18 protein-coding genes and 4 pseudogenes are annotated in these 22640 nt (G+C 71.1%); 5 read left to right on the forward strand and 17 right to left on the reverse strand.

What is annotated here, in order from left to right; genetic code table 11:
- Positions 1-900: 900 nt before the first annotated feature.
- Both E1166_RS19070 and E1166_RS19075 read right to left on the reverse strand, forming a co-directional pair.
- Positions 901-1083, reverse strand: a pseudogene (locus tag E1166_RS19070) (glycoside hydrolase family 11 protein); the annotation flags it as partial.
- A gap of 42 nt (positions 1084-1125) precedes the next feature.
- The gene (locus E1166_RS19075; RefSeq protein WP_207914350.1) at positions 1126-2139 is read right to left on the reverse strand and encodes a LacI family DNA-binding transcriptional regulator; all 1014 of its coding nucleotides are present in this window, start codon (positions 2137-2139) and stop codon (positions 1126-1128) included.
- 265 nt (positions 2140-2404) lie between these two features.
- On the opposite strand from E1166_RS19075, the gene E1166_RS19080 reads away from it, so the two are divergent.
- Positions 2405-3373 carry a glycoside hydrolase family 6 protein gene (locus tag E1166_RS19080; protein WP_132340663.1) on the forward strand — a complete coding sequence of 323 codons (969 nt, stop codon included), beginning with the start codon at positions 2405-2407 and terminating at the stop codon, positions 3371-3373.
- Positions 3374-3468: 95 nt separating this feature from the next.
- Here E1166_RS19080 and E1166_RS32165 read toward each other — a convergent pair.
- A pseudogene (locus E1166_RS32165) lies at positions 3469-4080 on the reverse strand (IS5 family transposase); the annotation flags it as partial.
- Positions 4081-4440: 360 nt separating this feature from the next.
- Between E1166_RS32165 and E1166_RS19090 the strand changes: the two are divergent.
- A complete protein-coding gene (locus tag E1166_RS19090) occupies positions 4441-7239 on the forward strand; it encodes a glycoside hydrolase N-terminal domain-containing protein (protein ID WP_347813032.1) in 2799 nt (932 codons plus the stop codon).
- Between the two features lie 23 nt (positions 7240-7262).
- Here E1166_RS19090 and E1166_RS19095 read toward each other — a convergent pair.
- The 3 genes and pseudogenes from E1166_RS19095 to E1166_RS19105 form a co-directional block, all read right to left on the reverse strand.
- A pseudogene (locus tag E1166_RS19095) lies at positions 7263-7376 on the reverse strand (IS5/IS1182 family transposase); the annotation flags it as partial.
- Between the two features lie 246 nt (positions 7377-7622).
- On the reverse strand, positions 7623-7820 hold the full coding sequence (locus tag E1166_RS31050; RefSeq protein ID WP_165944377.1) for a hypothetical protein: 198 nt from the start codon (positions 7818-7820) through the stop codon (positions 7623-7625).
- A 456-nt stretch (positions 7821-8276) separates the two neighbouring features.
- Positions 8277-8477, reverse strand: a complete 201-nt coding sequence (locus E1166_RS19105) for a hypothetical protein (RefSeq protein ID WP_132340669.1) — start codon at positions 8475-8477, stop codon at positions 8277-8279.
- A 210-nt stretch (positions 8478-8687) separates the two neighbouring features.
- On the opposite strand from E1166_RS19105, the gene E1166_RS19110 reads away from it, so the two are divergent.
- Together E1166_RS19110 and E1166_RS19115 are read left to right on the forward strand one after the other, a co-directional pair.
- Positions 8688-11873 carry a tetratricopeptide repeat protein gene (locus E1166_RS19110; RefSeq protein WP_132340671.1) on the forward strand — a complete coding sequence of 1062 codons (3186 nt, stop codon included), beginning with the start codon at positions 8688-8690 and terminating at the stop codon, positions 11871-11873.
- A gap of 426 nt (positions 11874-12299) precedes the next feature.
- Complete coding sequence (locus E1166_RS19115) at positions 12300-12503, forward strand: hypothetical protein (RefSeq protein ID WP_207914352.1); 204 nt, start codon at positions 12300-12302, stop codon at positions 12501-12503.
- Positions 12504-12594: 91 nt separating this feature from the next.
- On the opposite strand, the gene E1166_RS19120 is transcribed toward E1166_RS19115, so the two are convergent.
- From E1166_RS19120 to E1166_RS19170, 11 genes are all read right to left on the reverse strand, one after another.
- On the reverse strand, positions 12595-13620 hold the full coding sequence (locus E1166_RS19120) for a HAMP domain-containing sensor histidine kinase (RefSeq protein WP_132340673.1): 1026 nt from the start codon (positions 13618-13620) through the stop codon (positions 12595-12597).
- Positions 13613-14308, reverse strand: a complete 696-nt coding sequence (locus E1166_RS19125) for a response regulator transcription factor (RefSeq protein WP_132340675.1) — start codon at positions 14306-14308, stop codon at positions 13613-13615. The genes E1166_RS19120 and E1166_RS19125 overlap by 8 nt, the downstream gene beginning before the upstream one ends.
- Before the next feature lie 134 nt (positions 14309-14442).
- Positions 14443-15201, reverse strand: coding sequence for a zf-HC2 domain-containing protein (locus E1166_RS19130; protein ID WP_243710430.1), 759 nt, complete (start codon positions 15199-15201; stop codon positions 14443-14445).
- A 16-nt stretch (positions 15202-15217) separates the two neighbouring features.
- Positions 15218-15772: a sigma-70 family RNA polymerase sigma factor gene (locus tag E1166_RS19135; RefSeq protein ID WP_132340677.1), complete on the reverse strand. Its 555-nt coding sequence runs from the start codon at positions 15770-15772 to the stop codon at positions 15218-15220.
- Positions 15773-15914: 142 nt separating this feature from the next.
- Entirely contained in the window at positions 15915-16643 is a 729-nt protein-coding gene (locus tag E1166_RS19140) for a dihydrofolate reductase family protein (protein WP_132340679.1), read from the reverse strand.
- Between the two features lies 1 nt (position 16644).
- The gene (ribA, locus tag E1166_RS19145; protein WP_132340681.1) at positions 16645-17301 is read right to left on the reverse strand and encodes a GTP cyclohydrolase II; all 657 of its coding nucleotides are present in this window, start codon (positions 17299-17301) and stop codon (positions 16645-16647) included.
- 12 nt (positions 17302-17313) lie between these two features.
- Entirely contained in the window at positions 17314-18282 is a 969-nt protein-coding gene (locus E1166_RS19150) for a lysylphosphatidylglycerol synthase domain-containing protein (protein ID WP_243710431.1), read from the reverse strand.
- Positions 18283-18395: 113 nt separating this feature from the next.
- The gene (locus tag E1166_RS19155) at positions 18396-19217 is read right to left on the reverse strand and encodes a class I SAM-dependent methyltransferase (RefSeq protein WP_132340685.1); all 822 of its coding nucleotides are present in this window, start codon (positions 19215-19217) and stop codon (positions 18396-18398) included.
- Positions 19214-20248, reverse strand: a complete 1035-nt coding sequence (locus E1166_RS19160) for a glycosyltransferase family 4 protein (protein WP_132340687.1) — start codon at positions 20246-20248, stop codon at positions 19214-19216. The genes E1166_RS19155 and E1166_RS19160 overlap by 4 nt, the downstream gene beginning before the upstream one ends.
- Positions 20249-20251: 3 nt before the next feature.
- Complete coding sequence (locus E1166_RS19165; protein WP_132340689.1) at positions 20252-20650, reverse strand: 6-carboxytetrahydropterin synthase; 399 nt, start codon at positions 20648-20650, stop codon at positions 20252-20254.
- A gap of 2 nt (positions 20651-20652) precedes the next feature.
- On the reverse strand, positions 20653-21630 hold the full coding sequence (locus E1166_RS19170; RefSeq protein ID WP_132340691.1) for a zinc-binding alcohol dehydrogenase: 978 nt from the start codon (positions 21628-21630) through the stop codon (positions 20653-20655).
- Between the two features lie 94 nt (positions 21631-21724).
- Here E1166_RS19170 and E1166_RS19175 point away from each other — a divergent pair.
- Positions 21725-22420: pseudogene (locus E1166_RS19175) on the forward strand (CDP-alcohol phosphatidyltransferase family protein); the annotation flags it as partial.
- Positions 22421-22640: the final 220 nt, after the last annotated feature.

Below are 22640 nucleotides of genomic sequence, written 5' to 3' on the forward strand. Positions count from 1 at the left end.
TACCCGCCCCGCCCCGGCCTGCCCCCGAGCGGCCGGGGCGGGCGCGTGTCCGTCCTCGGACACAATCTAGTACATGATCCACTTGGGGCTGCCTGAGCGGAGACCGTGCGGGTGGTCGGCCGGTAGGTGAGGGTCAGTCCCCGTTCGCGGTAGATCAGCGACTTGTCTGCGGGGTCCGCGTCGCGGAGTACGGCGGGGATGTTTCCCAGGGTTTCTACGATGTGAAGGATTTCGTCGGGGCTCATGGTCTGGCGTGCGGTGAGGCGTCGCAGGGTGGCCTCGGCGGTGACCTGTTCGGCTTGGACGTCGGCGATCCATCTGGTGACGATGGTGGGGTCGGTGCCGCTGTCGAGCGGTAGCGGTCGAGTCGTGTTTTGCAAGTGGTGATGGTTCCTGTGCTGTTGTGATTGCCTGCTGGTCGGTGTTGTCGTGTTGGGTGTCGGTTATTGCGTGGACGGGTTGGGTGAGTTGGCTGGGTGAGAAGGCTCGGGTGAGCCATGGGTCGAGTCTTTCGAGGATGTGGTCCTTGCGGACTAGACGCTGCGGGGGTGGGTGATGCGGTTGGTGTCGGCGTACTCGGCGGCGTAGGTGCAGTGGTTGTGGTTGTTAAAGCTGCCGAACTTCTCTCCGGCGACCGGCCGGTGCGGCTGTCCACGGATTCGTCCGGCGAGCAGCGGTATGCGCCGTGAAGCGCGCTGGTACTGCCTTCCACACCCATGGCGGCGACGTTCTCTGGAGACCGCCACCTACCACGTTACGACGATCGGCAGTTCGGTCACCGGCACCACGTCCTGACCGAAGCCGTCCAACCGGGCACCTCGCCGGATGGCCCCGCACGGAGGCTGGGGTGCCGACCATCGTCGGCACCCCAGCCGTACCTGCCTTCGGGTAGGCCCAGCTGCTGCCGAGGTTCAGGCCAACGCGGGCCCAGGCGTCGAAGTGGTTGGCGGTGGTGATGGTGCCACTGCTGCGCTTCTGCCGGCGGAAGCTCCAGTACTGGTAGAACGTGGCGGGACCGTCGATCGACGGCGCGTTGACCCGCTGGCTGCGGAGGATGTCGTAGGTGCCGCCGTCAGTGGGGAGCTACGACGAGTTCCGCCCCGGCCAGCTGGCCTGGGTCGCGGATCATGCCGAGTCGCGTAGCACCAACTTTGTGGGCAGGATGACGGACGACGGTTCGTGCCCCGCGATGAGTTCGACGAGCATCCGGGTCATTTCTCTGCCCAGGGCTTGGACCGATTGGTGAACGGTGGTCAACGGCGGATCGGTTCGTTCGGCTGTGCCGAGATCGTCGAAGCCCACCACTGCCACGTTGGCTGGCACGGACCGGCCGGCGTCGATGAGGACGCGTAGGGCGCCTGCCGCCGTGTTGTCGCTGGCGGCGAAGACGGCGTCGAGGTCGGGGTGGCTGTCAAGTAGTGATTTCATCGCTGCGGCACCCCCGGCCTCGGTGAAGTCGCCTTCTGCCGTCGCGTACGGGATCAGCCCAGCCATGATCATCGCCTCGCGGTAACCGCGGTGGCGAGCGCGGCCGACGTCGCTGGACATGGGGCCAGTGATGGTGACGATCCGGGTCCGGCCGAGGCCGATGAGGTATTCGGTGGCTAACCGCGCGCCGCCGAGGTTGTCGGAGTCGACGTACCACTGTGGTTCGAAATTCAATGGCCGCCCGCCGTACACCGCGGGCAGGCCGGCCCGACGCACGATGTGAGTCAGCGGATCGTCGCCGTGCAGGGCCATCAGCATGATGCCGTCGACGCCGCGCGTGTGCAGAAGGTTGGTCAGCCGGGACCGGCCCCGGCCGGAGCTGGCCAGGCACAGCAGCAGGTGAAGGTCGGTCTCTTCGAGCGCTGCGGACACGCCGACGATGACCTGGGCAAAGAACGGGTCGGCGAACAGCTCGGGATCGTCATGGGAGACCGCGAGCGCGACGATCCCCGTCTGTTGGGTGGCCAAGGCACGGGCGGTGCGGTTGGGTAGATAGCCCATCTCCTTGATGGCGCGCTCCACGGCATCGCGCGTGGCGCGGCTGACATGCGGTGCCTTGTTGATGACCCGGGACGCGGCGGAACGTGACACGCCGGCGCGCTCGGCCACCTCGTCGAGGGTCGGTTGCCGCCGAGGCCTCTGCGCTGCCATCGCGATGCCGAGTCCTTCCTGTCCGACGTCGGGGCAGCCGCTACCACCGGCCGGTGCCGTTACCGCTGTCGATCGTATCGGCCGGCATCGACGGCGTCGAGGTGGCTTACCGTCAGGCTGGAAGCGGTCCCAGAAAAATCTGACCCAGATCTTGTCACGAGGATGGCTCTCTTGACATCTTCCTGAAATTTGCCGACCATCGGACGGCAAGGCATGGATGAACATCGCTGGAAGCGCTTCCAGTTTACCTAGAGGAGATCTGTCCATGAAACGCTTTACCCGCCCCTGGGGACTTGCCGCCGCTCTGGCGTTGGCGGTTCCCGCGATCCTGGTCGGGGCACCAGCTGCGCACGCGGATCCGGTCAGCCAGACCAGCGGCTTCTACGTCGACCCCAACTCGAGCCCGGCGAGGTGGGCGGCCGCAAATCCGGGCGACGGACGCGCCGCCGCCATCCGTACCGAGATCGCGCAGAAACCGATGGCCAGATGGTTCGGCAACTGGAGCGGCGACATCGGGAGCGCGGTCAGGGGCTATGTGGGAGCCGCAGATGCTGTTGACAAGCTTCCGCTGCTGGTGGCCTACAACCTTCCCGGCCGGGATGCGTGCGGCGGCCACTCCGGTGGCGGCGCCGGCAGCGTCGCCGCTTACGACTCATGGATCGCCTCCTTCGCCTCCGCCATCGGCAGCCGTCCCGCCGTAGTGGTTCTCGAACCGGACTCCCTGGGCGACTTCAACTGCATGAGCCAGGCGCAGATCAATGACCGAGTGGGTATGCTCTCCCGCGCCGTCGGCCAATTCCGGTCCAAGGCGCCCAACACCTGGGTCTACATCGACGCCGGCAATCCTCGCTGGGTCGACGCCCAGACGATGGCGCAGCGGCTCAACATTGCCGGCGTGGGCAACGCACGCGGCTTCGCGCTGAACGTCTCGAATTACTTCACCACCGGCGAGAACACCAACTACGGCAATCAGGTCGCTTCCGCGCTACAGAGGTTCGGATACAGCAAGCCGTACGTGATCGACACCAGTCGCAACGGCAACGGCTCCAACGGTCAATGGTGCAACCCCGGCGGCCGCAAGATCGGCACACCCAGCCGGATGGGCGGCGGCGCGGAAATGCTGCTGTGGCTCAAGACGCCGGGGGAGTCCGACGGCAACTGCGGAGTCGGCGGCGGATCCAGCGCCGGGCAGTTCCTGCCCGAGGTGGCCTACAAGATGATCTACGGTTATTAGCGCAGCGCACGGAGAGCTTGGCGTGGCACACGGCCGATGCTCTCCGTGCCCTGCCACATCAACGACGCCTCTCTGATTGGGTGTTGGAGTCGGCGCCAGCAGATGATGGTGCAGGCGAGGGTGAGGAAGGCTTCGTGGATGTCGTCGCGGATCTCCCAGCGGATGCGTAGGCGGCGGAACCAGTGCGGCAGGGCGATGGTTTGTTCGACGACCCACCGGTGGGCGCCTAGGCGGAGCCGTGGCCGACTCCTCGTCGGGCGACGATCGGGTTGATGCCTTTGGCTCGTAGCTTTGGCGGTAGCAGTCGTAGTCGTAGCCACGCTCGGCGTAAATCTTTGTTGGTCGCTGTCGTGGCCGGCCGCGGATGCCTTTGGTCGGTGGGTTCTTGTCGACCAGGGGCATGAGTGGGGTGACGTCGTGGCGGTTGCCGCCGGTCAGTGCCGTGGCGGAGGGGATGCCGCCCGCGTCGGTTGTTGACGTGGTGTTTCGAGCCCGGGCGGCGGCGGTCGACCGGGCTCGGGCCGGTTTTGGGTCGCCCGTGAGTGCCCGCACACGGGGAGCCGTCGATCACCGCCCGCGACATGTCCAACTGACCAGCGGCCCGCAGCTTGCCCAGCAGCGCCTCGTGTAGCCGCTGCCACACCCCGGCGTCGTTGCAGTCCCGCAACCTGCCGCCAGCAGGTCATCCCTGACCCGAACCCGAGCTCCTGGGGCAGGTACTCGGGGCCGTGTGCGAGACGGGGGACGACCGAGGGTGTGCCGTCGCGGCATGGCCGCTGGCGGGCGGGCGGGGCGCGGCCCTGGCGGCGCGGCCCCTGGCCGGCACCAACGTAGGCATGTATTGACTCTCTCCTATCGGCCACCTAACGTATGACGTCATACATTTAGATTCGTCACTTCCCTGGATGGCGCCACCATGTGATCGAGTGATGCGCTTCGGTCGATGGCGCGGCGCCCGCACGCCGTGACGCCACTCCCAAGGGTGTAGCTGTGCCGCTTGGAGAAAACGAATGTCAGAAGTGACACGAAGGAAACTCCTCGGAGCCGGGGCGGCGGGAGCCGGTGCCATGCTGCTGCCCACCGGCTGGACCGCGGCCGCCAAGGCCGGCGCGTTGGCACCGCCGCAGGTGCGGGCCGCGGGTGATATGGCGTTGTGGTACGACGAGCCGGCGGGCACGGACTGGCTTCGAGCACTGCCGATTGGTAACGGTCGGCTGGGTGCAATGGTGTTCGGCAATGTCGACACCGAGCGGCTACAGCTCAATGAGGACACTGTGTGGGCCGGTGGCCCGTACGACTCGGCGAACACCCGTGGTGCGGCCAACCTGGCGGAGATCCGGCGGCGGGTCTTCGCCGACCAGTGGACCCAGGCGCAGGATCTGATCAATCAGACGATGCTTGGCAACCCCGCCGGGCAGTTGGCGTACCAGCCGGTCGGAAACCTGCGGCTGGCCTTCGGCAGCGCCAGCGGCGCCTCGCAGTACAACCGGACGCTCGACCTCACCACGGCCACCGCCACCACTACCTACGTGCTGAACGGGGTGCGCTATCAGCGGGAGGTGTTCGCGAGCGCACCGGACCAGGTGATCGTCATCCGGCTGACCGCCGACCGGGCCAACGCGGTCACGTTCAACGCCACCTTCGACAGTCCACAGCGCACGACGGTCTCGAGCCCGGACAGCGCCACAATCGGACTCGACGGCATCTCCGGAAACATGGACGGCGTCACCGGGCAGGTCCGCTTCCTCGCCCTGGCTAACGCCAGCGTCACCGGCGGCACGGTCAGCAGCTCCGGCGGCACCCTGCGGGTCTCCGGCGCGACCAGCGTCACCGTGCTGGTCTCGATCGGCTCCAGCTACGTCAACTACCGCACCGTCAACGGCGACTACCAGGGCATCGCCCGGAGCCGCCTCAACGCCGCCCGTACCGCTGGCTTCGACCAGCTGCGCGCCCGGCACCTGACCGACTACCAGGCGCTGTTCAACCGGGTGACAATCGACCTCGGACGCACCGCGGCGGCCGACCAGACGACCGACGTGCGGATCGCTCAGCACGCGAGCACGAACGACCCGCAGTTTTCCGCGCTGCTGTTCCAGTTCGGCCGCTACCTGCTGATCTCGTCCTCACGCCCGGGCACGCAGCCGGCAAACCTGCAGGGCATCTGGAACGACCAAATGGCCCCGTCGTGGGACTCGAAGTACACCCTCAACGCCAACCTGCCGATGAACTACTGGCCGGCCGACACGACGAACCTGTCCGAGTGTTTCCTGCCGGTCTTCGACATGATCAAAGACCTGACGGCGACCGGTGCCCGGGTGGCGCAGGCGCAGTACGGCGCCGGTGGCTGGGTCGCCCACCACAACACCGACGCCTGGCGCGGCGCGTCGGTCGTCGACGAAGCGCGCTGGGGCATGTGGCAGACCGGCGGCGCGTGGCTGGCTACGATGATCTGGGATCACTATCTGTTCACCGGCGACCTGGAGTTCCTGCGCGCGAACTACCCGGCGATGAAGGGCGCTGCCCAGTTCTTTCTGGACACCCTGGTCACCCACCCGACGCTGGGCTATCTCGTCACCAACCCGTCGAACTCCCCAGAGCTCACCCATCACACGAACGCCACCGTGTGCGCTGGCCCCACCATGGACAACCAGATCCTGCGCGACCTGTTCAACGGCGTCGCACTGGCCAGCGAAGTCCTCGGCGTGGACGCCACGTTTCGTACCCAGGTGCGCACCGCCAAGGACCGGCTGCCGCCGACAAAGGTCGGCTCCCGCGGCAACGTCCAGGAATGGCTCGCCGACTGGGTGGAGACTGAGCGGACCCACCGTCACGTTTCTCATTTGTACGGGCTGCACCCCAGCAACCAGATCACCAAGCGGGGCACACCTCAGCTGTACCAGGCCGCGCGGCAGACACTCGAGCTGCGCGGCGACGATGGCACCGGATGGTCCCTCGCCTGGAAAATCAACTTCTGGGCCCGGCTGGAAGACGCCGCACGGGCGTACAAGCTCCTCCGGGATCTGGTGCGCACCGACCGGCTCGCGCCGAACATGTTCGACCTGCACCCACCATTCCAGATCGACGGTAACTTCGGCGCCACCTCCGGCATCGCCGAGATGCTCCTGCAGAGCCACAACAACGAACTGCATCTGCTGCCCGCCCTACCGTCCGCCTGGCCCACCGGCAGCGTCACGGGTCTGCGTGGCCGCGGCGGATACACGGTTGGCGCCACGTGGAGCAGCAGCCGGATCGAGCTCGTCGTCACCCCCGACCGCGCCGGCGCCGTTCGGGTGCGCAGCCAGATCTTCGCCGGCGCCTTCGATCTGCGCGACGAGACCAACGGCACGGCGGTCCAGCCGACGCGGCTCGAAACCGATCTCATCGAGTTCGCCGGGCAGGCCGGTCACACCTACCGCGCGTCGGCCGTCAGGTCGGGGCCCGTGGTGGTCGGCGCCTACTACCGGCTCGTGGCCCAGCACAGCAGGAAGGCCGCCGACATCAGCGGCGGATCCACCGCGGCCGGCGCGCAGCTCATCCAGTGGTCGACCGGCACCGGACCCAACCAGCAGTTCGAGTTTCTGCCGTCCGACGGCGGCTACTACCGGATCCGGGCTCGGCACAGCGGCCTGGTCCTGCAGATCGCCAGCAACAGCAGCGGCGCCGACATCAACCAGCAGCCGGACACCAACGCCGCCAGTCAGCAGTGGCGACTCGTCGAACACGGCGGTGACGTGGTGAGCCTGGTCAACCGGCAAAGCGGCCTGGCCATGGACGTCTGGCAAGCCTCCACCGCCGACGGCGCCCGCGTTTCCCAGTGGACGCCCACCAGTAGCACCAACCAGCAGTTCCAACTCCAACGCGTCTAAGAGGACGTTCGGTTTGTTTTGATTTACCAGTATGTGCCTCGCCAGGTAGGTGTAGCTTCGCCTGTTATGCGGCGGCTGATGTTGTCGATCATCGCGATGTGGACCATGGCTTCGGAACTGGTCGGCAGGGTCTCGTAGGTGATGGTTTCCTGTGCTGCTGTGATCTTCTGCTGGTCGGTGTTGTCGTGTTGGGTGTCGGCCATTGCTTGGACGGTTTCGGTGAGTCGGTTGGGTGAGAAGGATCGGGTGAGCCATGGGTCGAGTTGTTCGAGGATGTGGTCGTCGCGGATGTAGACGCTGCGGGGGTGGGTGACGCGGTTGGTGTCGGCGTACTCGGCGGCGTAGGTGCAGTGGTGGTGGTTGTTCGTTGTTGGAGCTGCCGATCATGCGCCGTTGGCAGATGCCGCAGTGCAGCAGGCCGGACAGCACGTAGTTGCGCTTGCTGGCTCGGGCTTGATGGTTCCGTCGGGACGTTTGCCGGCGGTGGCGATCAGCGTCTGGACGTGGGTGAAGGTCTCGTTGTTGACGAGCGGTTCGTGGGCCAGGGCGCCGGAGTAGATCCCGGTGTAGGTGCGGCGCACGACGGGTGCGGTGAGCGGGTTGGGTTCGAGGCGGTGCGGCCGTCGGCCGTCGGCTGCCTTGCCCGGGTTCGGGTGAGGGCCGGCGTCGGCGAGCCGGTGGCCGTAGGGTGGCCGACCGCCGAGGAGCCTGCCTTCTATGGCAGCTTGGGCGGCCGTGGCGTGCGCGAGACCTTCCGCCCGTGCGGTAGATGCCGCTGAGGGCGGGCGTAGAAGCGCGCGGCGGAGGCCGGCGCCAGCGCGATGCCGTAGCCGTTCGCGACCGCGCTGAACCACTCGTCGGGCCCGACCGCTATACGCACTCCGAGACACGAGCTGGCGGTGCGCGCCTGATCCATGCAGGGCCAGGCGTCCGATGAACGCTGGATGCTCTACGCGTGTGGCCCGGCCCTCAACTGGCCGCGCGATGCCCTGACGCTGATCACCCCAGCATTGCCGGGGTGATCAGGTCGACCACTGCTATTTAGTGTCGTCGATGAGAGAGTTGAGCTTTTCCAACATCCACACCGCGGTGATCGCGGTGGCGACCTGGCCTATCCCGAGGCCGGGGTGGCCGAGATGGCTGGCCGCGGCGTCGACGGCGGCGCCTGCGGCGGAGCCGGTGGTCATTGCGGCAGTGGTGATTAGCGCCGTACGGGTTGTCCAGGGCTTGCGGTGCATCCGGTCCTCCACAACGGATCAGAGTTGGTGTCGCTTGCGGTTCCAGTGGATTCCAGATGGCCGTTCACCAAGACGTGTACTGAACAAGGACTGGCTGGGGCCACTATGACCTGGGCGAACGTACCCGTGTCCGCTTGTCTACGCTGAACACACCGAACGCGGTGAACGGAGCCCGATAATCTGCCCGACGTGGAACGACGAGGCGGCGCAGTGAAGATCGATCCATTCCCGGTTGGATATCACGGCGAACTGTTGACCATGCTGACCACTCTGTGGGTCAGTCGCGGCCGTCCGTCACTCCGTTCCATCGCCAAGAAGTCTCACGTGTCACTGGGCTGGGTGAGCGAGGTGATGGGCGGCCGCAAGATCCCGAGCGGTGATGTGGCCGTCGCGATCGCCAAAGCGCTCGGCGCAAACGCTGATCAGCAGCGGCGAGCGCGCGCCCACGCCGACACGGCGGCTGAGGTCGAACGGTCGATCCGTAGGCACGCCGCGACGCAGCGGACGCCACGTCAGACCGCGCAGGCCGTGGAACACCGGCAGCTTTCCCCTGCAGCCACCGGCGACATGCGGCAAGAGACCGAGCGTGCCTGGACGAAGCCGTCCGCGCCGGATACGTCGATGCTCCCCACGCCCGTGCAGGTCGAACCGGTGCCGCTGTGGCGGGTACAGCACTTTACGTCACCGGCCTTCGTCGGCCGCCACGACGTCGTCACGCGGCTGCGCCGCAGGCCGGACACCGGGCGCGACGCGCTGATCGGGCACAGCATCACCGGGCTCGGCGGGGTGGGCAAGAGCGAGGTCGCTGCCCGGTACGCGGTCACCTACCGCGACGAGTACCCGGCCGGCGTTTGGTGGCTGGCCGCCGACGGCAGAGCGGCGATGGACGCCGGCCTCGCGTCATTCGCGCGCAGGCTGACGCAGGCCTGCCGGGATCTGCCCGACGAGGCGGCCGCCGACTGGGCCCGGCAATGGTTGCAGCACTGGCCCGGCTGGCTGCTGATTCTGGACGACGTCACGGACCCCGAGGACGTCGTCCAGTTGCTCGCAGATCTGGCCGGAGCATCGGGCGGCCACGTCCTGGTGACCACCCGGCGCGACGTGGCCTGGGACGTCATCGGTCTCACCCCGGTGCCACTCGACGTGCTGAGCCTCGCGGACAGCGCCGATCTGCTGCTCGAGCGCACCGGACAGCGCGATCGCGCGGCGGCCGAGGGCATCGCCGGCGAGCTCGGCTGCCTGCCGTTGGCGCTGGAACAGGCCGCCGCGCATATGCGCCACCACGTCATGACTCTGGACCGCTACCTCGGCCAGTTGCGTCGGCAACCGGAACAACTGCACGCCGCAGTGACACCGCCACACTCCGCAGAACGCGCGGTCGCCCGGGTGTGGGACCTGACCCTCGATGCGTTATGGACGGTCGACGAGCGCGCCACGCTGCTCCTGGGGGTGCTGGCCTGGTTGGCTCCGCAGGACATCCCGCGGGACCTGGTGGGCATTCTCGTCGACGACGACGTGGCCGCCGATCAACTCCTCGGACGGCTCGCTTCGTACAGCATGGTTGGCCTGGGGCAGGACGCGATCAATGTCCACGCGCTGGTCCAGGCGGTTGTGCGAGCCGAGGTGTGCCAGCAGGGACCGCCGGAGGGCAGCAACCCGGCGTACGAGACCGCGGTCAGGCTGCTGGCCGAGGCCATGCCTGGCGACCCGTTCCGGGACCACACCATCTGGCCGCGTTTTCGTAGGCTGCTGCCGCACATCGCAGCGGTCGCCGCGAACAGGCCAGGCCCCACCGCAGCCGACGGCCTGGTCGGCCTGCTGCTCAACGAGGCCGGCGCCTTCGAGATCACTCAGGGCCACTACCAGCAGGCTCGCGGGCTACTCGCGCAGGCCGCAGCGGTCACGGAGGCCGCGACGGGCGAAAGCCGGGAGCTAGCCATCCGACTCGGTAACCTGGCCCACACACACTACGTGCTCAACGAGCTCGACGAGGCTGCTCAGCTGCAACAACGGGCGCTGCACATCACCGAGACCACCGTCGGGCCCGACCATCCCGACCTGGTGATCCGGCTCGGCAACCTGGGCGTCATCGAGTTCGCCGCCGGACGTCCCGCCGCAGCCCTGGTCCTGCACGAACGCGCGCTCGCCATCGCCGAGGCGCCAGCCGATCCCGATCCCTACCTGGTCGCCCGGGTCCTGCTCAACATCAGCGTGAGCCTCCGCAGCCTTGGCCGTCCGGCCGAGGCTTCTGTCGCTGTGGAGCGTGCCCTTGCCTGCTACGCGACCATGCGCCCCGCCGATGCAGCCGACCTGCCCGAGACGCTGGTCGCACTAGCTGCCGAGCAGACAGCACAGGATCCCGAGAGTCCCGACGTGGCTGACGTGCTCGGCGAGTTCGCTGCCGCCTACCGGGCGATGGGCCGGCCGGCTCAAGCACTGCCCATCGAGCAACGTGCTCTTGCAATCGCCGAGTCGGCACTCGACGCCGACCATCCCGACCTGGCGAGACGGCTGAGCCAACTGGGGGTCACGCACGCCGAACTCGGTCGCCCTGCCGAGGCCGTACCGCTGTTCAAGCGCGCTCTCGACGCCACCGCCCCCGACAGTCCGGAGCTGGCCACGAGGCTCGGCAACCTCGCCGCTGCTCAGCTGACCCTGAAACACACCGCCGAGGCCACCGCACTGCTGGAGCGCGCCGTCGCCACCGCGGAGCGGACCGACGGCGCGGATCACCGCGACGTCGGCCGCCTCCTGAACAATCTCGCAACCGCCTACGACAGGGAGGGTCGTGAGGTCGAGGCGCTGACACTACGGCGCCGGGCGCTGCGCATCGCGGAGGACCGATGCGAGCCGGATCATCCCGACCTGGCCACCGCCCTCGGCAACCTAGCCAAGAGCCTGCGCACCCGCGGGCAGTCCGACGAGGCCCTCGTCCTGCAGCGACGCGCACTACGGATCGCCAAGAAGGCTTACGGCGAACATCACCCCAGCGTCGCCGACTGCCTCGAAGGGCTCGCGCTCAGCTACCTCGAACTGCACAGTTATCCCGCTGCCATGCAGCTCAGCCAGCGCAGCGTGGCCATCCGGCGGGCCACTCTCGGCCCCGACCACCCGTCGCTGGCCCACCCGCTGATCACCGTCGCTGTGCTGTGCAGCACCGAGAATCCCGATCAGGCACTGGACATGCTGGAGCACGCCGCGCGAATCCTCGAGGCCGCTTTTGGGCCGCACCACCCCGACATCGCGAGCCCCCTGGAGATCGCGGCGGATCTGTACCGCCGCGTCGGCCGCCACGCCGCCGCCGACGCGGTGGTGCGCCGACTCGCCGAGTTGCCGGGCCAACGGCCGGTTAGGCACTCCGGGATCGGCACAGTCTGGTCATCGCAGCAGCAATGAGGGCACTGATCGACGCACTCTGACCAGAATCGGCGGGTACGCCACGGCGTTGGCCCGCAAGCGGGCACTGGACCTGCTCGACGATCCGCGGAACCGGCGCTGGCTGACGCTGTCGAGCGGGTCGCGCACGGACTCGTCCAACCTGACGGAAGCGCGATCGTGAGGCATCGGCAGGCGGGCTTCCCACGCGAGATGTCCGCTCGATCTCTTCGTGGCCACGATGGCATGGGGATTCGGTGAGCACCGGGGCCGGTGAGGTGAGGATCCACGCCGTTGTCACCGGGCGTCTGGACCGCGCCGGGGCGCCGGACAGGCACCTCGCTGAACGAGGTCGCGAGGATGTCCTCGTGCGGCGCTCCAGTCGGCGGGGCGCACGCATGCGGTTGTACCGATCCGGTGCCCCGCCGCGGCGCTGGCCCTCGATTCATGGGTGCCAACACCCCCGTCGATGTTCCAGGCCTGTCGCATCTCCTCTTGGTGTCGGGGCGGGACCGGGGTCCGGTCTTCCGCTGGGCCCGGTTGGACGTCGCGGCGGTGCACGACACCGCGGCCCGGGCCGGGCTGGTCGTGCGGGAGGTGTTCCGGTCCGGCCGGCGGTGGTTCGCCGAACTGGCCCGACCCGCCGCGTAGCCTGACCGGGGCCGGACGGGCCGGTGCCGGACCACGGATCAGCGGTGGCGGCCACCCCCCGCCACGCCGGTCGCCCGACCGGCCGGCCCGCTCACCGGGGCAGGGGCAGCCGGACCACGAAACGGCATCCGCCGGCGACGTTCTGCACGGACACCCGGCCTCCGTGCGCCTCGACCAGCCCACGCACGATGGCCAGGCCGAGCCCTCCGGAACCCTCGACGCCGCCGTTGCCCGACCGCGGCGTGCGGGCCGGTTCGCCCCGGAACGCCACGTCGAACACCCGGGGCAGGTCAGCCTCGGGAATGCCGCCGCAGGTGTCGGCGACGGCCAGCCAGGCGTCGTCGCCGTCGCGGCCGGCATCGACCCGGACCGTCCCGTGCGGCGGCGTGTAGCGGACCGCGTTGAGCAGCAGGTTGCCCACCACCCGGGTCAGTTCCGGCTCGCTGGCGGTCACCACGGGCCAGCCGCCCTCGGCGGCCACCAACCGGATCCGCCGGGCCGCGGCCAGCGGCGCGGTGCCGGCGAGGACCTCGGAGACCACATCGCCCAGCGGTACCGTCGACAGCGACAGCCGCAGCGCCCCCGCGTTGATCCGGGACAGCTCGAACAGATCGTCCACCAGTCGGGTCATCCGGTCGGTTTCCACCCGGATACGGCGGTGGTACTCGCCGACCGTCTCCGGGTCGGCGACCACCCGATCCTCCAGGGCCTCGGCCATCGCCCGCAACCCGGCCAGCGGCGTACGCAGGTCGTGCGACACCCAGGCGACCAGGTCACGGCGGCCCTTCTCGATCCGCCGTTCCCGTTCCCGAGCCTGGTCGGCCCAGACCGCCGCCGCGGCGAGCCGCCGCCCGAACAGCCACCCGACGCCGAGGCTCACCACCGCGCCCGCCGACACGGTGATCAGCACGACCTCCAGGTCGTGCGGGGAGAGGAACATCGCCTCGGCGACCACCGCCACTCCGGCCACCACCGCGCTCACCGTCATCGCCAGCAGCACCGTGATGTGTACGGTGATCGACCGGCCCCGCAGCAGCCGCAACGCGCCGGCGCCGAGCACCCCCACGGCGCAGGCGGCCGTCAGCGCCGCAACGAAGATCAGAGCGAGATCAGTCACCGGTGGGCTCGTACCGGTAGCCGACGCCCCACACCGTGACGATCCGCCGGGGATCGGCCGGGTCCGCCTCGACCTTCTCCCGGAGTCGGCGTACGTGCACGGTCACCGTGGACTGGTCGCCGAACTGCCACCCCCACACCCGTTCCAGCAGCTCGGCGCGGCGGAACGCCCGGGCCGGGTGTCGCATCAGGTGGGCCAACAGGTCGAACTCGCGCAGCGTCAGGGACAGTTCCCGACCGTGCAGCCGGGCCACCCGGGGACCGGTCTCCACGACGAGACCGCCGTCGCGGAGCACCTCCGGCGCGGCCCCGGCCGGCTCGCCGCCGGCCCGGCGCAGCACCGAGCGGACCCGCAGCACCAACTCCCGGGGAGAGAACGGCTTGCCCAGGTAGTCGTCCGCGCCCAGTTGCAGGCCCAGGATCCGGTCCGCCTCGTCACCGCGTGCGGTCAACATCACGATGGGTATGCCGTCCGGCCGCTGCCGCAGCCGCCGGCAGACCTCCAGCCCGTCCAGGCCGGGCAGCATCACGTCGAGGACGACCAGCTGCGGCGGCGTCTCGGCGACGGCCGCCAGGGCGGCCGGGCCGTCGGATACGTGCTCCACCCGGTAGCCGGCGTGCCGCAGGTATCGGCAGACCACATCGGCGACGGTACGGTCGTCGTCGACGACCAGCACCCGTTGGCTCAACCCCGCACCTCCCCGTCGTGCGGCCCAGCGTAGCGGCGTACCGGACCGGCAGCGGTGGCGTGATCCTTGCGGTCCGCTTACGTCCACCAGCACGGCTCGGTCCAGCGGTGCCGGGCGTGCGACGGGCTTGTGACTCAGGCCGCCCAGTGGTTGGCGGCCTGTGCCCCGTACGGCTGCGCCGGCACCGGCCCCACCGGCGGCTGGTCGGTGTCGTCGGGCCGCAACCGCCACCGCGCCCACCCCGGGCGTCCGCTGCCCGGCGGCGGCCAGCCCGAGCGCAGCGCCGGCCGGGACAGCAGCACCGTGACCACGTAGCCGGCGACCAGGAACACGTGGCTGACCAGCCGCGACAGGTCCACCCGGGCGGTGACGAGGTCGTTGACCGACAGCAGCACCAGGGTGGCGACGAACACGCTCAGCGTCGGCAGCAGACCCGCCGGCGGGCTGCGGCGCACCGCCACGAAAAGGAAACCCGCCCCGACGGCCACATTCCACGCGGCCGCCTCGTGCCACAGGTGCTGCCCGGCGGGGTGCAGCTGGTCGGTGACCGCTGCCCGGCCGACCTGCGCGAGGCCGAGCACGAGCTGACCCGCGCCGAGCACCCCGAGCACCAGCCGCGCACCGGCCACCAGCCGAACCCGCCACGTGCTCCGCAGCCCCGGCGGCGGCGCGGCGGCGAGGATGGCGTCGGTCAGGTCCGGCAGGCCGGTCACCACCTGGGTACGGATCCGCCGGTTGACCACGGCGGCCGCCTCCAGCCAGCGCCGGCACTCCAGGCAGGCGTCGAGGTGCCGCTGCGCCGCCCCCGCCTCCTCGGCGCTGGCCTCTGCGTCCAGGTGCGCCGAGAGGATCTCGCGCCACCCCTCGCAGCGCAGGTACCGCAGGTCGTTCACCGGATCCGTCCCGCCGTCACCCGACGCGCCCCGCGCACCATCCGGACCGCCCCTCGACGGCCGCCACCAGATCCTCCCGGGCCCGCGCCACCCGGGACCGGATGGTTCCGACCGGGCAGCCGCACACCTCGGCCGCCTCGGCGTACGACAGCCCGAGGACCTGGGTGGCGACGAACGCCTCCCGCCGGTCCACCGGAAGCTCCCACAGGAGCTGGTCGAGGACGACCCCGTTCTCGAACCGCCCGTCCGCCGGCGGCTCCCGGCCGTCCAGGCCGGTCACCTCGGGCCGGGCGCGCAGGGCACGCAGGTGGTCGGCGGCGACCCGGCGGGCGATGCTGAACAGCCAGGTGCGGGCGGAGGACCGGCCGGCGAACCGGGGCAGGGAGCGCATCGCCCGCAGGTAGGTCTCCTGGACCAGGTCGTCGGTGTCGGCCGAGGCGAGCAGGTGGCGCAGGAAGCGCCAGGTCTGCGCCTGCGTGGCCCGGACGAACGCGGCCAGCGCCCGCTGGTCGCCCCGGCCGGCCGCCAGGGCCCAGGCCGTCACCTGCTGATCGTCCCCCTCCGTGAACACCCTGACCTCCGGTAACCGTCGCAACGTCTCGTCCGACGCGGCTCGCCGACGCCACCGTGGAACGTGGTGGGCCGGCGGTCGGCCGCGTGGAATGGTACGGACGGCCACGCCTGGTGGTTCAACGACGACAGCATGTCGCGGCTCACCAGTCGACGCACCGCGGCGACAGCGCGTACCGCGTCAGCACCACGTCACCGATCTGGCGTACCTCGGCGACCCGGGCCCGCCGGCCGGGATGCCAGGGGAAACGGCCGTCGGCGACGAACCGGGGCGCCCGCCGGTCGCCCACGAAGAACGGGGCGACCACCAGGTGCAACTCGTCGGCGAGCCCGGCGGTGAGGAACTGCGCGTGCACCGTCCCGCCGCCCTCGACCATCAGCCGCCCGATGCCCCGCGCGGCCAGGTCCGCCAGGAGCCGGTCGTGGTCCACCGGGTCGCCGGCGTCCACCACCGTGGCCAGGCCGTCCAGCGACTCGGTGGCCTTCTCCACCGCCGGGGAGGCGCAGTAGACCAGCTTGGCCGCGTCGCCGACGGTGAAGAACCGGGCCCGGGGGTCGAGGTCACCCCGGGCGGTCAGGGTGACCTTCGCCGGCGACGGCGGCAACCCTCGGGCCACCCGTTCCCGGCGCAGCCGCTCGGCGCGGACCACCAGGCGCGGATCGTCGCGGCGGACGGTGCCGGCGCCGACCAGGATGGCGTCGCAACCGGCCCGGATAGCGTCGATCCGGGCGAGGTCCTCGTCGTTGGAGAGCATCAGTCGCTGCTCGGTGGCGTCGTCGATGTAACCGTCGATCGACGTGGCGCAACTGAGCAGCACGTACGGCCGCCCGGGCGACCCGCGGCCCGTCGGGCCGGCGGACACCTGTGCCATGTCAGTTCAGCGCAGGCGCGTCGGCGACCCGGGTGGCCGCCCGGCTCGCCTTCGCCGCCAGGTAGTCGGCGTTGGCGGGGGAGAGGAACACCCCGGTCGGCACCATCTCGGTCACCGTCACTCCGAGCCGGCCGAGCTGCTCGGCCTTCTCCGGGTTGCTGCTGAGCAGGGCCAACTGCTCCACCCCCAGCACCGCGAGCATCTGCGCGGCGGCCCGGTAGTCGCGCTCGTCCTCGCCGTGCCCGAGCGCCCGGTTCGCCTCGTAGGTGTCGAGGCCGGCGTCCTGCAGGGCGTACGCGTCCAACTTCGGGTACAGGCCGATGCCCCGGCCCTCCTGCCGCAGGTAGAGCAGGAATCCGCCGGCGCCGGTGATGCGTTCCACCGCCTCGCGCAACTGCGGACCGCAGTCGCAGCGCTGGCTGCCGAAGACGTCCCCGGTGAGGCACTCGCTGTGCGGGCGGACCAGAGGCGCGGGCCCACCGGAGGGATACCGCCGCAACGCGCCCGCCCAGTCGCCCAGCCCGAACGCCAGGTGTTCCCGCCCGTCCACCAGCCCGTCGAACGAGAACACCCGGGCCGTGGTGGTGTACCCGTCGGGGAAGCGGAGGGGAACCGTGACCTGCGTGCGAACCGTCGCGACCGGCAGTGCTTCGAACATGTGTCTCCTCCGTCAGAGGCTACCGGCCAGCCCGGTAGCGGGTAGCGCGGCAGAACCAGCCTGGTTCACCGTACGAGCCGTGGACCGTACCCGGAATTGGAACCGTCCACGCCGCGGCAGCAGCACGGCGGCGCCGGGAAGGGCGGCGACCAGCACCAGGGCCCCATACACCAGGGCGGTCGAGACTCCCTGGGCGGCACCGAGTCCGGCCGCGCCGAACGCCCACGCGGCCATGCCCTCCCGGGGACCGAAGCCGGCCATGTTGGCCGGCAGCGCCATGGCCAGCAGCGCCAGCAGGGTCAACGGCAGCAGGTCGGCCAGCGGCGCGGTGGCCCCGGCGACCCGGGCCGCGAGCACGAAGGTGGCCAGGTGACAGCCGACCGCCACCACCGAGGCCAGCAGCACGCCCGGCGCGGTGCGGCGGCCGAGCAGGCCCGCGCGGACGTCGGCCACGGCGGCGCGCAGCGCGCGGGCCCCACGCGACGGGCCGGACCGGGGCAGCACCCGGACCAACAGGACCAGGCCCAACGCGACGGCCACCGCCACCGCCACGGCGGCCGGCAGGTACGGCCGTACCGGCGAGGGCAGCGCCAGCAGCAGTAGTACCGCGAACACCACCTGGATCACCTGGCCGGCGCCCCGCTCCCAGACCACGGCGCGTACGGCCCGCCCGACGTCGCCGGCGTCCCGGCCGTGCCGCACCGCCCGGTGCACGTCGCCGAGCACCCCGCCGGGCAGGGTGGCGTTGAGGAACACCGACCGGTAGCAGTGGGCGACGGCGGTGCCCAGCGGCAGCCGCACGCCCAGCCCTTCGGCGACCAGCCGCCACCGCCAGGCGCAGCTGACCGTGGCCACAGCGCCGAGCAGCAGCGCCGCCACCAGGGCCGCGGCGTCGATGCGGCGCAGCGCGGCCAGCGCCGGGCCGGTGCCCAGCCACCACAACAGTCCCGCCACGAGCGCCACCCCGCCGACGTTGCTCACCCACGGCCAGGCGGAACGGGCGGGCGCGGGGGGCGGGTCGCCGGCAGCGTGTGACACGCGGAGCCTCCTCGGAAGATCGTCACCTTGTTGCACGTACCGGGCGGCCCAGCGGTTCATTCCATCCCGGCGAGCAGGTCGTCGTGCCCGACGGTGACGGTCAGTTCACCCGCGGCGGCCGCGGTGAGCCGGCGGTGGGCGTACCCGGTGGTCCGCTCGGCGAGGTCCGGGCGTTGCTCGACGGCGGCCGCCAACCAGCCGGTGAACCATTCGGCGGTCAACGCGGCCTGCGCCGGCCCGAGCCGCCACGGCGTGGACCGCACGGTGGTGGGAACGCCGTGCCGGGCGAACGCGGCGGCGGCCGCCGCGGCGGCGTCCGGCCCCAGCAGGGTCCGGCCGTCGACGGTACGGCGCTGGTGGTCGTCGAACGCGGCGGCGACCTCGACGTCCAGCGGGTCGGCCGGGTCGAGGGTCACCCGCCCGACGACGGAGAGGGCGAACAGTGCCGGGCGGCCCGTGCCGGCGCAGGCGGCGACGATCCGGTCGATCTCCTCGGCGGTCAGCATGTCCAGCAGCGCCGACGCGGTGACCAGACCCGCCCCGGCGAGGTCGGTGGCGGTCAGCCGGGTGATGTCGGTCTGCCGGGTCTCCAGGGAGACGGGGCCGCCGCCGGCCGCCATGGGCGGGTGGGCACGTGCCCGGTCGAGCAGGCCGGGGTCCCGGTCGTACAGGATCCAGTGCTGCGGGCCGGGCAGCCGGGGGGCCAACCAGCGGGCCATCGAGCCGGTGCCGCAGCCGAGGTCGTGCACGACCAGCGGCCGGTCGGTGGCCAGCCGGGGCCGGAGCAGGTCGACAAGGTCGTCGGCGCGGGCGTCGGCGTCGGCCTGCTCCCGCAGGGCGAGCCAGTCGGCGAAGGGCTCGGTGGCAAGCAGGGTCATTCCCGCACTCCGTCCAGGACGTGGGCGATCAGGGTCGAGGTGGCCGGCCAGTCGGCCAGGGTGGCCCGCCGGGCACGTGCGGCGCGGCGCAGCCGGTGCCGCAGCGCGGGGTCGGCCAGCCAGTGGCGCAGCGCGTCGGCCAGGGCGGCCGGGTCGTCCGGGCCGACCAGCAGGCCGGGCCGGTCGCCGTCGGGAGCCCGGCCGAGCGCCTCCGACACCCCGCCGACCGTGGTGGCGAGCACCGGCAGGCCACGGGCCAGGGCCTCGGTGACGACCATCCCGTACGTCTCGCCGCGCGAGGCGAGGACCAGCAGGTCGGCGTCGGCGTACGCGGTGGCCAGGTCGGCGCCGACCCGGGGGCCGACCCACCGTACCCGCCCGGTCAGTCCCCGGTCGGTGACCTGCCGGCGCAGCCCCGCCACGTACTGCGGGTCGCGGGTCAGCGCGCCGACGCAGTCCAGCGTCCACGGTCGCCCAACCAGCTCGGCGAGGGCGTCCACCAGCACGTCGTGCCCCTTGTGCGGGACGACCGCCGCGACGCAGAGCAGCCGACTGCCGGCGGCCGTGCCGGTGCAGACCGGGGCCGGCTCGACGCCGGGAGCGGCCACGTGTACCCGGTCCGGGGCGAGCCGGTACCGCTGCCGCAGCCGGTCCCGGGTCCACCCGCTGGTGGTGATCACCGCGGCTGCGCAGGTCAGCGCCGCGGCCTCGATCTCGTTCTCCAGCGGCATGTGCACCAGCACGACCAGCCGTAGCCGGCCGGCGTGCGGTGTGAGGAGCTCCGGCACCACCGAGGCGACCAGGCCGTCCAGCAGCACCGGCGTGCCGTCGGGCAGGTCCGCGAGCAGCCCGGCCAGGCCGGCCCGTGCCGGGCCGTCGGGGTGCGGCCAGTCACCGGGTACGCCGTGTTCGTGAACCGTCCAGCCCAGCCGTACCAGTCCGGTGCAGATCCGACGGTCGTAGTGGTTGCCGCCGCTGGGGGTCGCCGGGTCGTCGATGTCGCCGGGGAGGACGACGTGCACCACCGACACGGGCTACAGCGACCGCTCGTAGCTCGCCCAGGCCACGTGGGACTCGTGCAACGTCACGGTGATCCCGGCCAGCGCGCGGGCACCCTCGCCCAACCCGCCGGCCCGCACCCGGTCGGCCAGCCGGTCGGCGATGGTCCGGCAGAGCACCTCGGTGGTGGTGTTGACCCCGGCGAAGGCCGGCTCGTCGTCCAGGTTGCGGTAGTTCAGCTCGGCCAGGACGGCCTTCAGTTCGGTGGTGGCCAGGCCGATGTCGACCACGATGCCGTCGCCGTCGAGTTCGGCGCGGCGGAACGTGGCGTCCACCACGAAGGTGGCCCCGTGCAGCTTCTGGGCCGGCCCGAAGACCTCCCCCCGAAAACTGTGGGCGATCATGATGTGGTCCCGTACGGTGACGCTGAACACGGTCACTTCCCGTCGTAGGTGATGAGGTGGCAGAGCGCGGGGAGGCTCCCCGCGGCGAGTTGGTCGAGCACGTCGGGCAGATCGGTGAACGGTGACCGGCCGGTCAGCAGTACGTCGAACGCCGGGTCGGCGAGCAGCTCCAGGGCCAGCGCCAGCCGCTGCGCGTAGCTGCGCCGGGCCCGGTTCGGTGACACCGTACCGACCTGGCTGCTGCGGATCGTCAACCGGCCGGAGTGGAACGCCCCGCCCAGCGCCAGCCGCACCGGCCGGTCGCCGTACCAGCTCAGCTCGACCACGGTGCCCTCCGGGGCGAGCAGGTCCAGCGACCGCTGCAACCCGGCGTCGGTGGCGCTGGCGTGCACCACCAGGTCCCGCCCGCCGGTGGCGTCGTGCGGCGCGGCGAACCCGACGCCGAGCGCGTCGGCCACGGCGGCGCGCGCCGGGTCGGCGTCGACCAGCTCGACCCGGACGCCGGGAAAGCGGGCGAGCAGCGCGGCGACGGCGCAGCCGACCATCCCGCCGCCGACCACGCTGACCCGGTCACCGATCATCGGGGTGGCGTCCCAGAGCGCGTTGACCGCGGTCTCCACGGTGCCGGCCAGCACCGCCCGGGCCGCCGGCACCCCGTCAGGCACCGGCGTCACCGCCGACGCCGGCACCACGTACGCGGTCTGGTGTGGGTAGAGGCAGAACACGGTCCGTCCGAGCAGGTCGGCCGGGCCGTGCTCGACCACACCGACGTTGAGGTAGCCGTACTTGACCGGGGCGGGGAAGTCGCCTTCCTGGAACGGGGCGCGCATCGCCGCGTACTGGCTCTCGGGCACGGCGCCGGTGAACACCAGCGTCTCGGTGCCCCGGCTGACGCCGGAGAACACGCTGCGCACCAGCACGTCCTCCGGACCGGGCTCCGGTAGCGTCACCGACCGGATCTCCCCTGCTCCGGGGGCGCCCAGCCAGAACGCACGGGCATCGCGGATCACGCGGTCGTCTCCAATCTGGCTGCGAAACCGAACCGTTCGGCCGCTCGCTGCGTACTGGTCTGTCGAGGTCGTCGATCATAAACACGGAGGCAGCGTGTCCAGGGTTCGAACCGGTCCGGTGATCGGACTGACCGCCCAGATCGTCCTGTTGGTCGTGCTGGCCGCGACCGTCGGGCTGGACGCCGTCGGGTGGCTGGCCGGCGTCGGGTACGGCATCGGGCTCTGCGTCGTGCTGACCCGTGGCCTGCGTCGTCACCGCACCGACCGGCTCGGCCCGGCGGACCGGGTGACGCTGACCCGGGCGGTGCTGGTGGGCGGGGTGACCGCGCTGCTGGTCGACGCCGTCGACGGCTCGCCCGTCCCGCTGGCGGTGCTGGTGCCGATGACCGCGGTGGCGCTGGCCCTGGACGCGGTGGACGGCTGGGTGGCCCGACGTACCGGCTCCACCAGCGCGCTCGGCGCGCGCTTCGACATGGAGATCGACTCCTTTCTGGTCCTGATGCTCAGCGTGCACGTGGCACCGGTGGTGGGGCCCTGGGTGTTGGTGATCGGCGGGGCGCGGTACGCCTTCGTCGCCGCGAGCTGGGTGCTGCCCTGGATGCGGGGTACGCTGCCGCCGCGCTACTGGCGCAAGGTGGTCGCCGCGGCGGCGGGTGTCCTGCTGCTGACCGCGACTGCGGACGTGCTGCCCCACCTGGTGACCATGCTGTTGCTGGCCGCCCTGACGGCGACGCTGCTGGAGTCGTTCGGCCGGGACGTCGCCTGGTTGTGGCGGCACCGCCCGGCCCGTTCCCACGCCCCGACCCCGGCCGCCGTGCCGGCCGCGACCTCGGCTCCGGTGCCGGCCGCTACCGTGGCCGTGACCCCGGGGTCGACCCCGGTCCTGGTGCCGTCGCGGTCCCCGGTGCCGGTCGCGGCCTCGGCCGCTGCCCGCAGCCGCAACTGCCGGCCGCGCACCGACAGTCGCGTCGAGCGACCGCTCGCCGCCCACCAGCCGGTCTGAGTCGCAC

The organism is Micromonospora sp. KC213 (genome assembly GCF_004348325.1).
GTDB lineage: Bacteria > Actinomycetota > Actinomycetes > Mycobacteriales > Micromonosporaceae > Micromonospora.

Excerpts from the sequence above, each read along its gene's own strand:
- E1166_RS19075 (WP_207914350.1), bottom strand. The coding sequence starts at position 2,139 with ATGGCAGCGCAGAGGCCTCGGCGGCAACCGACCCTCGACGAGGTGGCC.
- E1166_RS19080 (WP_132340663.1), top strand. The coding sequence starts at position 2,405 with ATGAAACGCTTTACCCGCCCCTGGGGACTTGCCGCCGCTCTGGCGTTG.
- E1166_RS19090 (WP_347813032.1), top strand. The coding sequence starts at position 4,441 with ATGCTGCTGCCCACCGGCTGGACCGCGGCCGCCAAGGCCGGCGCGTTG.
- E1166_RS19105 (WP_132340669.1), bottom strand. The coding sequence starts at position 8,477 with ATGCACCGCAAGCCCTGGACAACCCGTACGGCGCTAATCACCACTGCC.
- E1166_RS19115 (WP_207914352.1), top strand. The coding sequence starts at position 12,300 with ATGGGTGCCAACACCCCCGTCGATGTTCCAGGCCTGTCGCATCTCCTC.
- E1166_RS19140 (WP_132340679.1), bottom strand. The coding sequence starts at position 16,643 with ATGGCACAGGTGTCCGCCGGCCCGACGGGCCGCGGGTCGCCCGGGCGG.
- ribA (WP_132340681.1), bottom strand. The coding sequence starts at position 17,301 with ATGTTCGAAGCACTGCCGGTCGCGACGGTTCGCACGCAGGTCACGGTT.
- E1166_RS19155 (WP_132340685.1), bottom strand. The coding sequence starts at position 19,217 with ATGACCCTGCTTGCCACCGAGCCCTTCGCCGACTGGCTCGCCCTGCGG.